Source organism: Pseudomonas sp. GW458-11-26-14-LB4, assembly GCF_059423925.1.
The window spans coordinates 1-15859 of the sequence record NZ_JBWKYU010000023.1 but is presented as its reverse complement, the minus strand read 5'-3'; the positions used below and the strand labels follow the sequence as shown (position 1 = coordinate 15859).

Annotated in this window: 15 protein-coding genes; 10 read left to right on the top strand and 5 right to left on the bottom strand. The window is 61.3% G+C overall.

Annotated elements, in window-relative coordinates; all coding sequences use genetic code 11:
• Nucleotides 1–2 precede the first annotated feature (2 nt).
• From rsmB to def, 3 genes are read right to left on the bottom strand one after another with little or no spacing between them, the layout of a single operon-like run.
• Nucleotides 3–1313: a 16S rRNA (cytosine(967)-C(5))-methyltransferase RsmB gene (gene rsmB, locus AC07XZ_RS24745; RefSeq protein ID WP_102687903.1), complete on the bottom strand. Its 1311-nt coding sequence runs from the start codon at nucleotides 1311–1313 to the stop codon at nucleotides 3–5.
• Complete coding sequence (gene fmt / locus AC07XZ_RS24740; RefSeq protein WP_102687902.1) at nucleotides 1310–2269, bottom strand: methionyl-tRNA formyltransferase; 960 nt, start codon at nucleotides 2267–2269, stop codon at nucleotides 1310–1312. Before fmt ends, rsmB begins: the two co-directional genes overlap by 4 nt.
• A gap of 56 nt (nucleotides 2270–2325) precedes the next feature.
• The gene (gene def, locus AC07XZ_RS24735) at nucleotides 2326–2832 is read right to left on the bottom strand and encodes a peptide deformylase (protein WP_064116564.1); all 507 of its coding nucleotides are present in this window, start codon (nucleotides 2830–2832) and stop codon (nucleotides 2326–2328) included.
• Between the two features lie 169 nt (nucleotides 2833–3001).
• Between def and AC07XZ_RS24730 the strand changes: the two genes are divergently transcribed.
• From AC07XZ_RS24730 to AC07XZ_RS24695, 8 genes are all read left to right on the top strand, one after another.
• Nucleotides 3002–4027: a LysM peptidoglycan-binding domain-containing protein gene (locus AC07XZ_RS24730; protein ID WP_007954103.1), complete on the top strand. Its 1026-nt coding sequence runs from the start codon at nucleotides 3002–3004 to the stop codon at nucleotides 4025–4027.
• Between the two features lie 79 nt (nucleotides 4028–4106).
• Nucleotides 4107–5207, top strand: coding sequence for a DNA-processing protein DprA (gene dprA / locus AC07XZ_RS24725; RefSeq protein ID WP_085748017.1), 1101 nt, complete (start codon nucleotides 4107–4109; stop codon nucleotides 5205–5207).
• Nucleotides 5208–5261: 54 nt separating this feature from the next.
• On the top strand, nucleotides 5262–5819 hold the full coding sequence (tsaC, locus tag AC07XZ_RS24720; RefSeq protein WP_007954101.1) for an L-threonylcarbamoyladenylate synthase type 1 TsaC: 558 nt from the start codon (nucleotides 5262–5264) through the stop codon (nucleotides 5817–5819).
• Nucleotides 5820–6090: 271 nt separating this feature from the next.
• On the top strand, nucleotides 6091–6762 hold the full coding sequence (locus AC07XZ_RS24715) for a GNAT family N-acetyltransferase (protein ID WP_085748018.1): 672 nt from the start codon (nucleotides 6091–6093) through the stop codon (nucleotides 6760–6762).
• Entirely contained in the window at nucleotides 6740–7474 is a 735-nt protein-coding gene (locus AC07XZ_RS24710; protein WP_102687901.1) for an iron-containing redox enzyme family protein, read from the top strand. The genes AC07XZ_RS24715 and AC07XZ_RS24710 overlap by 23 nt, the downstream gene beginning before the upstream one ends.
• Nucleotides 7475–7516: 42 nt before the next feature.
• Nucleotides 7517–8611 carry a DUF3419 family protein gene (locus AC07XZ_RS24705; protein ID WP_102687900.1) on the top strand — a complete coding sequence of 365 codons (1095 nt, stop codon included), beginning with the start codon at nucleotides 7517–7519 and terminating at the stop codon, nucleotides 8609–8611.
• The gene (locus tag AC07XZ_RS24700) at nucleotides 8608–9876 is read left to right on the top strand and encodes an aminotransferase class I/II-fold pyridoxal phosphate-dependent enzyme (protein ID WP_102687899.1); all 1269 of its coding nucleotides are present in this window, start codon (nucleotides 8608–8610) and stop codon (nucleotides 9874–9876) included. Before AC07XZ_RS24705 ends, AC07XZ_RS24700 begins: the two co-directional genes overlap by 4 nt.
• Nucleotides 9866–11164 carry a phenylacetate--CoA ligase family protein gene (locus AC07XZ_RS24695; RefSeq protein ID WP_102687898.1) on the top strand — a complete coding sequence of 433 codons (1299 nt, stop codon included), beginning with the start codon at nucleotides 9866–9868 and terminating at the stop codon, nucleotides 11162–11164. The genes AC07XZ_RS24700 and AC07XZ_RS24695 overlap by 11 nt, the downstream gene beginning before the upstream one ends.
• Nucleotides 11165–11187: 23 nt before the next feature.
• Here the strand turns inward: AC07XZ_RS24695 and AC07XZ_RS24690 are convergent, their stop codons facing one another.
• A complete protein-coding gene (locus AC07XZ_RS24690) occupies nucleotides 11188–12165 on the bottom strand; it encodes an NADPH:quinone reductase (RefSeq protein WP_102687897.1) in 978 nt (325 codons plus the stop codon).
• A gap of 147 nt (nucleotides 12166–12312) precedes the next feature.
• Here AC07XZ_RS24690 and hemF point away from each other — a divergent pair, with 147 nt between their 5' ends.
• Nucleotides 12313–13227: an oxygen-dependent coproporphyrinogen oxidase gene (gene hemF, locus AC07XZ_RS24685; protein ID WP_102687947.1), complete on the top strand. Its 915-nt coding sequence runs from the start codon at nucleotides 12313–12315 to the stop codon at nucleotides 13225–13227.
• A gap of 9 nt (nucleotides 13228–13236) precedes the next feature.
• Nucleotides 13237–14058 (top strand): shikimate dehydrogenase, encoded by an 822-nt coding sequence (aroE, locus tag AC07XZ_RS24680; protein ID WP_007954078.1) that lies wholly within the window; start codon nucleotides 13237–13239, stop codon nucleotides 14056–14058.
• A 7-nt stretch (nucleotides 14059–14065) separates the two neighbouring features.
• Here aroE and AC07XZ_RS24675 read toward each other — a convergent pair whose 3' ends face one another.
• Complete coding sequence (locus AC07XZ_RS24675; protein WP_102687896.1) at nucleotides 14066–15634, bottom strand: SulP family inorganic anion transporter; 1569 nt, start codon at nucleotides 15632–15634, stop codon at nucleotides 14066–14068.
• Nucleotides 15635–15859: the final 225 nt, after the last annotated feature.

Below are 15859 nucleotides of genomic sequence, written 5' to 3'. Positions count from 1 at the left end.
GTTTAGCCGCGCGCGGCAGCGATCTTGATCAGCTTGGCGTAGTAGAACCCGTCATGCCCGCCCTGCTGGGCCAGCAATTGGCGACCATGGGGCTGCTTGATCCCGGCGGCGGTGGCCAGATCCAGCTCCCGGGCACCCGGTGTGCGCTCAAGGAACGCGGCGATCACTTCGGTGTTCTCGGTCGGCAAGGTCGAGCAGGTGGCGTAGAGCAGGGTGCCGCCCACTTCGAGGGTTTTCCACATCGCGTCGAGCAACTCGCCTTGCAGTTGCGCGAGGGCGGCGATGTCGTCGGCCTGTCGGGTCAGCTTGATGTCCGGGTGACGGCGGATCACGCCGGTGGCCGAGCATGGTGCGTCGAGCAAGATGCGCTGGAACGGTTTGCCGTCCCACCACGCTGCGGTGTCGCGACCGTCAGCGGCGATCAGTTCGGCGTTCAGACCGAGGCGTTCGAGGTTTTCCTTCACTCGCACCAGACGCTTGGCTTCCAGATCCACCGCCACCACACCGGCCAGTGCCGGTTCGGCTTCGAGGATGTGGCACGTCTTGCCGCCGGGTGCACAGCAGGCGTCCAGCACTCGCTGGCCCGGCGCGAGGTCGAGCAGGTCGGCGGCCAGCTGCGCGGCCTCGTCCTGCACGCTGATCCAGCCTTCGGCGAAGCCAGGCAAGCTGCGCACGTCGGCAGCGGCCTCCAGCACGATGCCGTCGCGGCTGAAGGTGCACGGCTGCGCAGCGATACCCGCTTCAGTCAGCAGACCAAGGTAGGCGTCACGGCTGTGATGACGGCGGTTGACCCGCAGGATCATCGGCGGATGCGCGTTGTTGGCCTCGCAAATCGCTTCCCATTGCTCAGGCCAGAAGGCCTTCAGGGATTTTTGTAGCCAGCGCGGGTGGGCGGTGCGCACCACCGGATCGCGCTCCAGTTCGGCGAAGATCGCCTCATGTTCGCGCTGGGCATTGCGCAGCACGGCGTTGAGCAAGCCTTTGGCCCACGGCTTTTTCAGCTTGTCGGCGCAACCGACAGTTTCGCCGATCGCGGCGTGCGGCGGGACGCGGGTGTAGAGCAGTTGATAGAGACCGACCAGCAACAAAGCCTCGACATCGGCGTCCGCTGCCTTGAACGGTTTCTGCAGCAGTTTTTCCGCCAGCGCCGACAAGCGTGGCTGCCAACGGGCGGTGCCGAACGCCAGGTCCTGGGTGAAACCGCGATCGCGGTCCTCGACCTTGTCCAGTTGCGTCGGCAGGGAGCTGTTGAGCGAAGCCTTGCCGCTGAGGACAGCAGCGAGTGCCTTGGCGGCGGCCAGACGCGGGTTCATTGCGCATCCACCGCTGTACCCAGCACGGTGCCGGTGGCGAATTTCTCACGACGGCTGTTGAACAGATCGCTGAAGTTCAGCGCCTTGCCGCCGGGCAATTGCAGGCGGGTCAGACACAGCGCCTGTTCGCCACAGGCGACGAGCAGACCGTCCTTGCTGGCGCCGAGAATCGTGCCCGGTGCGCCTTTGCCTTCGGCCAGTGTCGCCGCCAGCACTTTCAGCGCTTCGCCGTTGAGCGTGCTGTGGGTGATCGGCCATGGATTGAAGGCGCGGACCAGACGCTCCAGCTCAACGGCCGGGCGGCTCCAGTCGATGCGCGCTTCGTCCTTGTTCAGTTTGTGCGCGTAGGTGGCGAGCTCGTCGTTCTGCACTTCGCCTTTCAGGGTGCCAGCGGCCAGACCGGAAATCGCTTGTACGACGGCTGGCGGGCCCATCTCGGCGAGGCGGTCGTGAAGGCTGCCGCCAGTGTCTTCGGCGCTGATCGGGGTCACGACTTTGAGCAGCATCGGCCCGGTATCGAGGCCGGCTTCCATGCGCATCACGGTCACGCCGCTCTCGGCATCGCCCGCTTCCACGGCGCGCTGGATCGGCGCCGCACCGCGCCAGCGTGGCAGCAGCGAGGCGTGACTGTTGATGCAGCCCAGACGCGGAATATCCAGCACCGCTTGCGGCAGGATCAGGCCGTAGGCCACCACCACCATCAAATCCGGTTTCAGCGCAGCGAGCTCGGCCTGAGCGTCAGCGTTGCGCAGGGTCGGCGGCTGCAACACCTGGATATTGTTTTCCAGGGCGAGCTGTTTGACCGGGCTCGGCATCAGTTTTTGCCCACGACCGGCCGGGCGATCCGGTTGGGTGTAGACCGCAACGATCTCGTAAGGGCTGTCCAGCAGGGCCTTGAGGTGTTCGGCGGCGAATTCCGGGGTGCCGGCAAAAACGATGCGCAGTGGCTCAGTCATGGGGGAGTCTCATAAAAAGAAAAAGGCTTGCCGCAGCAAGCCTTTGGAGAGGGGCATCAAGCGTTCTGGCGGTGCTGCTTTTCCAGTTTCTTCTTGATCCGGTCGCGTTTGAGCGTGGACAGGTAATCGACGAACAACTTGCCGTTGAGGTGGTCGCATTCGTGCTGGATGCACACCGCGAGCAGGCCTTCGGCGATCAGTTCGTAAGGCTTGCCGTCGCGGTCCAGAGCCTTGATCTTGACCTTCTGCGGGCGGTCGACGTTTTCGTAGAAACCCGGCACCGAGAGGCAGCCTTCCTGGTATTGCTCCATTTCTTCGGTCAGCGATTCGAACTCGGGGTTGATGAACACCCGCGGTTCTGTGCGGTCTTCGGAAAGGTCCATCACGACGATACGTTTGTGCACGTTGACCTGGGTCGCGGCAAGGCCGATGCCCGGCGCTTCATACATTGTTTCAAACATGTCATCGACCAGCTGACGCACTTCGTCGTCCACTACAGCCACAGGTTTGGCGATAGTGCGCAGACGCGGGTCCGGAAATTCGAGGATGTTCAAAATGGCCATAAGCTTGATTGCTGCACGTGTGAGGTAAAGTCGGGCGATGGCCTGGCGGGTCCGAAGATGCAGGCTACCGTTGTGAAACGTAGCTCCTTGATTTTCAGCATAGAGCAGGGAGCGAGCCACGGGGGCTCTGGCGTTTCACGCGAACGCACATAATAAAGGGATTCACCGCATGAGGAAATCACTACTCGCCCTGCTGTTTCTGGCCTCGGCCGGCGCCGCGCACGGGCAAGTGCAACTCAAGGAAGGTTTTCCACAGCAATACACGGTGGTTTCGGGAGATACGCTCTGGGACATCTCCGGTAAATATTTGCGCGAACCCTGGCAGTGGCCGCAGCTGTGGCGGGCCAATCCGCAGATCGAAAACCCCAACCTGATCTACCCCGGCGACACGCTGACGCTCAGTTACGTCAACGGCCAGCCGCGCCTGACCGTCAATCGCGGTGAGTCGCGCGGCACCATCAAGTTGTCGCCACGCATCCGCACCAGCCCGGTAGCAGAGGCGATTCCGAGCATTCCGCTCAAATCCATCAACAGCTTTCTGCTGAGCAACCGCATCGTCGACAAGGTCGAGGACTTCGACAAGGCGCCGTACATCGTCGCCGGCGATGCCGAACGGGTGCTCAGCGGCACCGGTGACCGGATCTTCGCCCGTGGCCATTTCGATCCTAACCAGCCGGTCTACGGCATCTTCCGCCAGGGCAAGGTCTACACCGATCCGCAGAGCAAGGAGTTTCTGGGGATCAACGCCGACGACATCGGCGGCGGTGAGATCGTCGCCACCGAAGGCGACGTCGCCACCCTCGCCCTGCAACGCACGACCCAGGAAGTGCGCCTGGGCGACCGCTTGTTCAGCGGCGAAGAGCGTTCGATCAACTCGACCTTCATGCCCAGCGCTCCCACCACCGACATCAACGGCCTGATCATCGATGTGCCGCGCGGCGTCACGCAGATCGGTGCAATGGACGTGGTGACCCTGAACAAGGGCAAACGCGACGGCCTGGCCGAGGGCAACGTGCTGGTGGTGATGAAAACCGGGGAAACCGTGCGTGACCGAATCACTGGCCAGCCACTGAAAATTCCCGATGAACGCGCCGGATTGCTGATGGTGTTCCGCACCTACGACAAACTCAGTTACGGCCTCGTGCTGAACGCATCGCGCTCGCTGGCGGTGCTGGACAAGGTGCGAAATCCTTAGCTGGCTTCACAAGTTACCAACAGAGTTATCCACAGCTTGTTCCGAAAGGTTCGGGCCTTATAACGATCAAGGATGATCCATGATGATGCCTGTCTCTCCATCGGTTTCCCCGGCGGAACTGGAAGCGCGCCTGCGCCTGCACCGCTTGCCGGAAATCGGTCCCAAGCGTTTCACCAAACTGTTCGAAGCCTTCGGCTGTGCCTCAAAGGCTATCAGCGCTCCCGCCAGCGCCTGGCGCTCGCTGGGCTTGCCGGCGGCTTGCGCCGAGGCCCGACGCTGCCCTGGAGTTCGTGATGGCGCCAGCCACGCATTGCGCTGGCTAGAGCGTCCGGATCAACATTTGCTGATGTGGGATCACCCGGATTATCCGGCCTTGCTGGCGCAGATTCCCGACCCGCCGCCCTTGCTGTTCGTCGCTGGCGACCCACGGATTCTGGAAAAACCGCAACTGGCGATGGTCGGCAGTCGCCGCGCTTCCCGCCCGGGTATGGACACTGCCGCTGCGTTTTCCCGCAGCCTCGCGGGGGCCGGATTTGTCATCACCAGTGGCTTGGCGCTGGGCATCGATGCCGCCGCGCATCAAGCTGCTGTCGACGTCGGCGGGCAAACGGTTGGCGTGCTCGGTACCGGTCTGGAAAACTTTTATCCACAGCGCAACCGGCGGCTGGCGGACGCGATGATTGCGTCTGGCAGTGCGGTGCTTTCGGAGTTTCCTCTGGACACCGGGCCAACGGCGAGCAACTTCCCCAGGCGCAACCGGATCATCAGCGGTTTGTCCCTTGGCGTGCTGGTTGTCGAGGCCAGCGTTGCGAGCGGTTCGTTGATCACTGCGCGGCTGGCGGCGGAACAGGGTCGCGAGGTTTACGCCATTCCGGGTTCGATTCATCACCCCGGCGCCCGGGGTTGTCATCAGTTGATCCGTGACGGAGCCGTGCTGGTGGAAACTATCGAGCACATTCTCGAAGCGCTGCGCGGCTGGCAGCACCTGCCGGTATCCACAGCTGCAGCGAATCCGGAGAACCCATTGTTGAGCCTGCTGCTCGCGGCGCCGCACACCAGCGAGGGGCTGGCCGACAGCAGTGGCTGGGCGCTGCCCAAAGTGCTGGCGGCGCTGACCGAACTGGAGATGGATGGCCGCGCGGTGTGCGAAAACGGCCGCTGGTTTGCGCGCGTGAGCTAGGTTTTACATTGAAGATCGGTAAACTGCGCGAAACCTGTTTGCGGAGAGTTTTTCATGGTTAACAGTTGGCGTGTGCAACAAGCCGCACGAGAGATTCGCGCCGGGGCGGTGATTGCCTATCCAACCGAAGCCGTCTGGGGGCTGGGGTGCGATCCTTGGAATGAAGAAGCGGTGGATCGCCTGCTGGCGATCAAGAACCGTTCGGTGGACAAGGGCTTGATCCTGGTCGCCGACAATATTCGTCAGTTCGATTTTCTGTTCGAGGATTTCCCCCAGGACTGGATCGACCGCATGGCCAGCACCTGGCCGGGCCCGAACACCTGGCTGGTGCCGCATCAGAACCTGTTGCCGGAGTGGGTGACCGGGGTGCATGACACCGTGGCGCTGCGGGTCAGCGATCATCCGCAGGTGCGGGATCTGTGCTCGCTGGTCGGGCCGTTGATTTCGACGTCGGCCAATCCACAGGGGCGACCGGCGGCGAAGAGTCGCTTGCGGGTCGAGCAATATTTCCGAGGTCAGGTCGATCTGGTGCTCGGCGGAGCGCTTGGCGGTCGCAAGAACCCGAGCCTGATTCGGGATCTGGCCACCGGCAATATCGTGCGCCCGGCCTGATACCACCCTTGGTTGATTTCGTGAGTACTCCTCGGCTTTCACGGCGAGGGGTACTACGCGTGCCTGCGATTTTTCCTTCATTTAGCTGAAGTTATAGCCCCGCGTTTTGTTTGAATTTTTCCTTTCTACGTCAGATGAATCTTTAAGTATTCAATTGTTGTAATTTTTCCGACGTTATTCTCAGAAGCCACACAGTGGCGATTTTTCTAAAACCATTCATTATTTCAATGCGCTCAGAAAACTTCGAAAAGTTAACGGCTGCGGAGAAGAAATGGATATCAGGGATTCGCAATTAACGGATTATCTGCAGGAGATTCAGGCGACCTTTAAAAGGCGTCATGAAAACTATCGCATCGTCATTCTTGAAGCAGGATCAGACACACGAGAGTTTGAACGGTTTGTTTCCCGTCATTTTCGATTGCGATTGCAACACTACATGTTGACACCCAGAGCCAGGTCACTTGAAACACGCCTGGCGATTATTTCGCGCAGTACCCACTTTCTGTTGTATCAGCACGACAGGCCCACGGCCGTATTGAGAGTGACCCCTGCGCCGTTCGAATGGGCCTCACTGGCGCAGCAGCAACTGTCTCCCGCCACGACGCTGTCGCGCCATGTCGAGTTCAGTCGCTTGATCAGTCACTCGCAAACTCAGTTCCCCATGTCGATCAACGGTCTGCTGGCCGCTGCCACGGAATGGGCGGTCACGCGGGGTTATGAGGGCGTTACCGCGCTGTGCCGATCACCGCAGCGGCGACTGTTCCAGCGCTTCGGCCTGACGCCCATCACCACCGACGCCCTTCGCATCGAACAGCGCCAACGCGGCGATTACTGGCTGCTCTCGGCTCAATGGCAGCAAATCCTCACAGCACTTCAACAGTCCGCCCACCTGCTCGCCAACCCATTGGAGACCCCCGTTGATGAATACGCCTCTCAGTTTTGAACAACAATTAAGCCTGCTCGATGAGCGAATCGAAAAATCATGGGCCGATATTCTGGAAAGTTCGCGGCTGGTGAATGCCATCCGCGAAGGCAGCGTTTCAAAAGCCTTGTATGCGATCTACATGATCCAGACTTTTCACTACACGGCGCACAATGCGCGAAATCAAGGACTGGTGGGTGTTAGACATGCGGATAATCCGGTGTATGCCAAGTTCTGCTTTGAACATGCGGCACAGGAAGTCGGTCATGAAAAAATGGCTCTGCATGATGTCATGAGTCTAGGTTTGAAGAATGAAATTTTCGATATTCCGCCAGCACTTCCGGCCACCGATGTGCTGATCGCTTATTTATATTGGATTTCCTTTACCGGTAACCCGTTACAACGGCTTGGTTATAGTTATTGGGCAGAAAATGCCTATCAGTTCATCACTCCGCTCATTAATAGCCTGAGTGAAACGCTGGCGCTCAAACCCGCGCAACTGACTTTCTTCATTGCGCATTCCGACATTGATATCGAGCACTTCAATGAAATCAAACTCATGCTGCAGCGCACCTGCAAGCGTCAGGATGACTGGGATGCGATTAGCACCGTCATGGAAACCAGTCTGCGTCTGACCGGCAACATGCTCGAGGCGGTTTATGAGCAGTTCGAGGCCTGGCAAAACGGGCTGGCGCCCCGTTATGACTTCCTCCATGCGCTGGACAACCAATGACAGCCTCACACCCATGTTCAGATCAGAAGGCTGGGGGCAGACATGGCTGATTATTTCGACCGGCTCAACTACACGCTCGGCGATGAGGACACCGCGCTTGAGTACGCGATCCTGCCCAGACATGCCGGGCACGTGCTGGGTATCGCCGGATGCGGCGGCCGGCTCTTGCCGTTATTGGCCGCCGCCCCGGCACGCATGACCTGTACCGATATCAGCGCGCCGCAACTGGCGTTTACCCGATTGCGTTTTGCCCTGCTGGAACAGACGGATCACGAGTCGTTCATGGCGTTCATGGGCTATCGAATGGAAAGTATGAGGGCGCGACGCCGCTCCATCTTCCAGCAACTGGTTTTACCGCCGGCGGATCGTCGCTGGCTGTCCGTGTTTTTTCAGTCCCGACGTTGGGAAGCGCCGATCTACATGGGCGCATTCGAGCAGACCCTGAAGCGCTTGGCGAAGATCACCGGACTGTTCACCGGCAAGGCCGGCCGGGGCATTTTTCAGTTCAGCCAGCTTGAGGAGCAAACGGAGTATTACCGAAACCGCTTTCCCCTCAAGCGCTGGAAAGCCGTGATCGCTTTGCTGGGAAACGCAGCAGTCCTCAATTCGCTGCTGTACAAGGGCGCGTTTCCACCCAACAACCTGGGAATCAGTTCCCGCGCGGCGTATCTGGAAATTTTCCATACGTTGTTCACCACTCAGGTGGTCCGCGAGAGCTTTTTCCTGCAAATGCTGTTTTTCGGTGAGCTGCGTTATCCACAGGGCTTTCCGCTGGAGTGCGATCCGCAGATTTTCCAGCGGGCCCGCGAGGGGCTTCAGCAGTGCGAGTTACGCGTGGTGCAGACCGACATCCTTGACTGTGTTGCCGGGGAAACAGCCATCGATTTCGTATCGCTGTCGGACGTGCCTTCCTTTATGCCCGAAGCGGCCGGCAAGAACGTTTTGCAGCGCCTGGCACCGGCCCTGTCGGAAAACGCACAGGTGGTCATGCGCGGGCATTTGCATGTGGTGCGACCCGATTGCGCAGGTTTCTGCGATATCACCCAGCAGTACCAGGCAGACATTGCGCGAGAAAAAACCCAGCTCTGGCATGTCCAGATCTATCGCCGCACACCCTCTTTGCAGGTATCCCGATGAACACTTTTCAACCGACCGTCAATTGGGTCAAAAACCGTGTCCGGCAAGCGCGTGACGATCAGCAACAGCTATTCGATGCCGGGCTCAATGGTCTGAAACTGGCTAAACGTGAAGGCAAAGAGATCGAGCTCGACAGCGGTGAACGGCTGACCGAGTTTCTCTCGTGTTCTTATCTGGGGCTGGAGTGTGATCCTCGCTTGATTCAGGAGGCGATGCACTCCGTCGAGTCCTTCGGCGTGCAGTTCGCCGCCGCACGAACCCGGGCGCTGTTGCCACCCATGCGTGAGCTGGATGAACTGCTGAACCGGATATTTCAGGGGCATTCGGTCACCTTCAACTCGGTGGGCAGTGCGCACCTTGGCTGTCTGCCGCTGCTCGGCTCCGGCGAGATGCCCTCATATTCCATGCGTCGTGGCCCCTGCTGGATTGTCGACCGTTCCGCTCATGCTTCGATGCAAGTGCTGCAAGGCATTCTCTGGCAATTCGGGCCGATACAGCGCCGCGATTGCAGCGATGTAGAGCAGGTGGAGGAAGCGTGCTCAACGGCGGTCGCGGCGGGTAATACGCCCATTATCCTGACCGACAGCATTGGCTCGATGCGCGGTGTTTACCCGATCAACCGGCTGCTGCAACTGGCGGAGCGTTTCGACGGTTATCTCTATGCGGATGACGCCCACGGCACCTCGATCCATGGCGTGGCTGGAGGTGGTTACGCACTGGACGCGGCGGATGAACGACAACGCGGCCGGCTGATCCTGGTGTCGTCGCTGTCGAAGGCGTTCGGTGCAACCGGTGGGGCGATCACTGTGCGCACCGAAGCGGATGCCGAAATGATCCGGCGTCATGCGTCGACCTACACGTTTGGCGGACCATTGTCAGTTGGCGGGGTGGGCGCGGCAGTTGCTTCGGGGAAAATTCATTTGTCGCCGGAATTGGGTCAGTTGCAGGTGGCGCTGTGGAGAAATATCGCCACGATCGACCGTTTGCTGGGGCCAGTGCTGGGTAATCATCACGTCGCATCCCCCATTCGTTTCGTCCGCGTCGGTGCCGAGAAAGATGCGATCAGCCTGGCGCAGCATTTGCGCCGGCAGGGTATGGCGGTCACCACCGCGCTGTTTCCGGTGGTGGCCAAGGGCGAGGCGATTCTGCGTCTGGCCATCAGCGCGAGTCACAGTCAGCGCCAGCTGGAATGTCTGGCGAACGCCGTCCGTAGCGGATTCGATGAGCTGGGCATTCGTCAGGGAGGGCGCGGCCATGAGCAATGAACTCGTCACGGATGTATCGGCCGAGGCTCTGACACACAAATTGGCTTACGCACGCTCACTGCCATGGTTTCGTGCGCTGTATCCGAAAATCCTGGAAGTACAGGGATTGGCCGATCTGCATCGACTGCCGGTTCTGGCGGTGGAAGACGAGTCCGGCGGCGGGCTGTTTTCCGCGCTCGGTGAAGCTTCACATCGAGCACTGGGTGGCGGGCTGACCCTGACCTCGGGAGGCAGCACCGGCAATCGCAAACAGATCACCCATTCCTGGGCGTTCAACGCTGCAATCGTACCCTTGGGGGCACGGATGTTCGGCGAGACGGACGAACGCCCTGAGGTGGTCATCAACTGCCTGATGGCCGGGGAAATGCAGGGCGCCTTTCAATACGCGTCGGCCATCGTCCAGCACATTGGCGCACGCCTGCTGCCTGGCGGTTCACAGATGGGCGTGCAGCGCGTTGCCGAGCTGATTCAGGCACACAAGGTGGATACGTTGATATGCACACCCTCCTTCGCCGCCGCGTTGTTCAATCATGAAACAGTCGGCGCTGTGCAATTGTGCAGCCTGCAGTGGCTTTACTACATTGGAGAATCCTGCGGTAAAACGCTGCAGGACCAGTTGGCCCGGGATTGGCCGACGCTGAAGATCCGCTCGCTGGGTTACAGCTCGACTGAGACCGGTCCCATCGGTTTTCAGTGTGCCCATCTGGACCACGGTTCTTATCACCTGCATGCCGATGCCATGTTGCTCGAAGTGGTTGATCCGCTGACCCTGCAAGCTGTGGCTGAAGAAGAAACCGGTGAGTTTTTACTGACGCCGCTGCTGCCCGATCATGTGCCGTTGCTGCGCTACCGGATCGGGGATCGTGGGCGAATCCTGCGCACAGTGACGAAGTGTGCCTGTGGCAGTCCCATGCCGGTGCTGGCGCTTGAGGGGCGGGTCGAGACATCGATCAAACTGGGTGGCGCGCTCATCACCCAGTCACAGGTATTGCACGTACTCCGGCAGCTTTTGCCGCAGTTGCAGGCCACCGATGTCCAGGTGCAGATTGATCGACGGCCCGAGGGGGCACGCATGCGTCTGGTCCTCGCCGAAGACTCACTGACAGCCGACACACGAAGCGTCATTGAAGATGCGTTGCAGGTTGAAGGACAAGCCAGCGCACTGTTCAGGTTGCCCGGTGTGCTGGGGCTGGAGGTGAAGCGTCTTGCTCGTCAGGAGTTCGAAACCACCCTGGCCGGCAAGACGCCGTTTTTTGTGACGTCTGAACAGACCCCGGCACCGTCATGAAGATGGGACGAGGTCATCGGTGGTCAGGGCAGCAGGACAGTCGAGCCCGTGGTGCGCCGCGCCGACAGTTCGGTCTGGGCTTTCGCCGCGTCAGCCAGTGGATAGCGCTGGCTGATATCCACTTTCAGCTTGTCGCTGGTGATCATCCCGAACAGCTCGTCGGCCATGCGCTGCAGGTTTTCGGCGTTGTTGGCGTAGGTCGCCAGAGTTGGCCGGGTGACGTACAGCGAGCCTTTCGCCGCCAGAATCCCCAGATTCACGCCGTCAACCGCGCCCGACGCATTGCCGAAGCTCACCAGCAGGCCACGGGGCGCCACGCTGTCCAGCGAAGCCGGCCAGGTGTCCTTGCCGACGCCGTCGTAGACCACCGGGACTTTTTTCCCGTCGGTCAATTCCAACACGCGCTGGGCGACGTTTTCGTGGCTGTAGTCGATGGTTTCCCAGGCGCCATGGGCCTTGGCGAGATCGGCTTTGGCTTTCGAGCTGACGGTGCCGATCAGCTTCACGCCCAGGGCTCTGGCCCATTGGCAGGCGAGCAAACCGACGCCCCCGGCCGCTGCGTGGAACAGAATGGTTTCACCACCCTTGAGTTCGTAGGTCTGGCGCAGCAGGTACTGCACGGTCAGGCCCTTGAGCATCACGCCGGCGGCGGTTTCGAAGCTGATGGCGTCCGGCAGGTGCACCAGATTCGCTTCCGGCAAGACGTGGACGTCGCTGTACGCGCCCAACGGGCCGCTGCCGTACGCCACACGGTCACCGACCTTGAACCGGGTGACCTCGCTGCCCACGGCCTCGACGATACCGGCGCCTTCCGCACCCACACCCGACGGCAAGGTCGGTGGCGAGTAAAGACCGCTGCGGTAGTAGGTGTCGATGAAGTTCAGGCCGATGGCCTTGTTGCTCACGCGAACCTGCTGCGGACCGGGTTCGGCGGGTTGATAGTCAACGTACTCGAGCACTTCGGGGCCGCCGTGGGCGCGGAACTGGATTCGCTTGGCCATCTGCCTACTCCTTGGGTCATTTGGGAAGGTCCCTATCGAACGCTCATGCTTGATCTTCGTCAACTGCGGCGTGCCGGTTTGCGATGGTATGCTACGCGCCCATTTGCGCGGGGCGCCGCGCAGTTCCGCCCGATCCAAGGTGAAGCCATGACGACCCGCACCGATGCCGTAAAGGCCTATCTGCTCGACCTGCAAGACCGCATCTGCGCCGCGCTGGAAATTGAAGACGGCGGCACGCGCTTCGTCGAAGACGCCTGGACCCGTCCGGCCGGCGGTGGCGGTCGGACCCGGGTGATCGAGAACGGCACGGTGATCGAAAAGGGCGGCGTCAACTTTTCCCACGTCTTCGGCAGTGGCCTGCCACCGTCTGCCAGCGCCCATCGGCCGGAACTGGCCGGGCGTGGTTTCGAAGCCCTTGGCGTGTCGCTGGTGATCCATCCGCACAACCCGCATGTGCCGACGTCCCACGCCAACGTACGTTTTTTCATCGCCGAGAAGGAAGGTGAAGAACCGGTCTGGTGGTTCGGCGGTGGCTTCGACCTGACCCCGTACTACGGCAACGAAGAAGACTGCATCCACTGGCACCGCGTCGCCGAACAGGCCTGCGCGCCGTTCGGCCCGGACGTCTACCCGCGCTACAAGGCCTGGTGCGACACCTACTTCCACATCAAGCATCGCCACGAGCCGCGCGGCATCGGTGGCCTGTTCTTCGATGACCTGAACGAGTGGGACTTCGACACCAGTTTCGCCTTCATGCGCGCCATCGGCGATGCGTACATCGACGCTTATCTGCCGATCGTGCAGCGCCGCAAGAACGATGCGTTCACCGCCAAGCAGCGTGAGTTCCAGGAATTCCGTCGCGGCCGCTATGTCGAGTTCAACCTGGTTTACGACCGTGGCACCCTGTTCGGCCTGCAATCGGGCGGGCGTACCGAGTCGATCCTGATGTCGCTGCCGCCGCAAGTGCGCTGGGCCTACGACTGGAAAGCCGAGCCGGGCAGCGAAGAAGCACGCCTGACCGAGTACTTCCTGCAAGACCGCGACTGGCTGGCCCAGGCCTGAGGACTTTTGATGGATCGTTACGTCGTTTTCGGTAACCCGATCGGCCACAGCAAGTCGCCGATGATTCACAAACTGTTCGCCGAACAGACCGGGCAAAGCCTCGACTACAGCACCCTGCTGGCGCCGCTCGAGGATTTTTCCGGCTGCGCCACGGCGTTTTTCCGGGAAGGTCGCGGCGCCAACGTGACCGTGCCGTTCAAGGAAGACGCCTATCGCCTGGCCAACAGCCTGACCGCCCGCGCCGAACGCGCGGGTGCGGTGAACACCCTGAGCAAACTGGCCGACGGCAGCCTGCTCGGTGATAACACCGACGGCGCCGGGCTGGTGCGGGATCTGACGGTCAACGCCGGGTTCAGCCTCACCGGCAAACGCATTTTGCTGCTTGGCGCCGGTGGCGCAGTGCGCGGTGCGCTGGAGCCGTTGCTGGCGGAGAAACCGGCCTCGGTGATCATCGCCAACCGCACGGTGGACAAGGCCGAGCTGCTGGCCGAACTGTTCTGCGACCTGGGGCCGGTGTCGGCCAGTGGTTACGACTGGTTGCGCGAGCCGGTGGACGTGATCATCAACGCCACCTCCGCCAGCCTCACTGGCGACGTGCCGCCGATTGCCCCAAGCCTGATCGAGCCCGGCAAGACGCTGTGCTACGACATGATGTACGGCAAGGAACCGACCGCGTTCTGCCGCTGGGCCAGCGAGCATGGCGCAGGCGTGGTGATGGACGGCTTGGGCATGCTGGCCGAACAGGCTGCCGAAGCGTTCTTCCTGTGGCGCGGTGTGCGTCCGGACACTGCGCCGGTTCTGGCGGAATTGCGTCGGCAGTTGGCGCTGTAAGGCGCCCTCAGTCCTCGAACCGGATCGGGCATTTCTCCGGCCCTTCGAGTTTGCGCAACTCCTCCACCACCTGCGGTCGCGCCTGACGCAAGGTCAGGCTGCGATCCTGGCGCAGAAGCCGCCGGGCTTCCTGATGGAGCATTTCCACGCCTGAATAGTCGATGAAGTTGATCTGCTGCGCCTCGATCACCACCCGCGCGCCATGCATCCGTTGCAGGCGTACTTGCAGGTAGTGGCTCGCGCCGAAAAAGATCGACCCGCCGACCCGCAACACATCGTCTTCACCATCGCGCCAATGCTGCACCCTCGGCTGCGAAGTGCGCTTGAGGTAAAAAAACAACGAGGCCAGCACGCCGGCATAGATCGCCGTCTGCAATTCCAGCAGCAACGTGGCGACGCAGGTCAGGCTCATCACCACAAATTCCGCCCGGCTGACCCGCAGCAACGCGCGAATGCCGCGATGATCCACCAGTCCCCAGGCGATCAGCAGAATGCTGCCGGCCATGGCCGGAATCGGAATGTGCGCGATCAGCCCGGCACCGAAGATCGCGAACAACGCCACCCACAACGCCGAAAACACCCCGGCCAGCGGCGAACAGGCCCCGGCCTCGTAGCTCAGCCCGGAACGGGTGAACGAGCCGGCCGACAACGATCCCGAAAAGAACGCCCCGACAATGTTCGAAAGACCCTGGGCGCGGACTTCCTGGTTGGCGTCGAGCAGCTGTTGCGAGCGTGCGGAAATTGAACGGGCAATCGACAGGCTGGTGACCAGCCCGAGCATGCCCACCGCCACGGCGCTGGGCAGCAGGCGCAGGATCAGGTCCATATCCAGCGGCAATCCACTGAACGGCGGCAAGCGCCCGACAAACGCGCTGACCAGTTGAACATGGCCGAACATCGCCGGCCACAGCCACACCACCAGACTGCCGAGGACCAAGGTCATCAACAGCGTCGGCCAGCGCGGCAGCCATTGTTTGAGCAACGCACCGACCACCACCGTCGCCACACCAAGAACCAGCGACGGTTGATCCACCGCCCCGAGATGGCGCAGCAGATCCATCAGGCTGGCCAGCGCCGTGGCCTTGGCCGGCAGATCCAGCCCCAGCAGGTTCGGCAATTGACCGATGGCAATCACCACCGCAGCGCCGAGGGTGAAACCCAGCACTACGGAATGTGAGACGAAATTCACCAGCGCGCCGAAGCGCAACAGGCCGAGCAGCCACTGGAAAATCCCGGCAAGGAAGGTCAGCAGCAGGATCAGGGTGATGTAGTCCTGTGACGCAGGCACGGCCAACGGACTGACACTGGCGAACAGCACAATCGAAATCGCTGCCGTCGGCCCGCAGATCAGATGCCACGACGAGCCCCACAGGCAGGCGATCAACACCGGGACGATGGCGGCATAGAGCCCGTATTCCGGTGGGAGACCGGCGATCAAGGCGTAGGCAATCGACTGGGGCAACGCGAGAATCGCCCCGCTGAGGCCGACGACCAGGTCCCGCCCGACGCTGGCGCGAGTCTGCCGAGGCAGCCAGGTCAGGAAGGGGAAAAGTGAGCGACGGCTGGGGAGGGCCATGGATCCTCTCGGTTTGGGATGGGTGGTGTGTGAAGGGTATCAGGGTGTCAATCAGGAACAGCCCCCTCACCCTAACCCTCTCCCGGAGGGAGAGGGAACTTACCGAGGTGTCTGTTCGAAATCCATCGACCTGAACGTCTTCAGTCGAACTCAGTTTCTGAAACCAACGACGGTCAGCTCCCTTTCCCCCTCGCCCCCCTTGGGGGGGAGAGGGTTGGGGTGAGG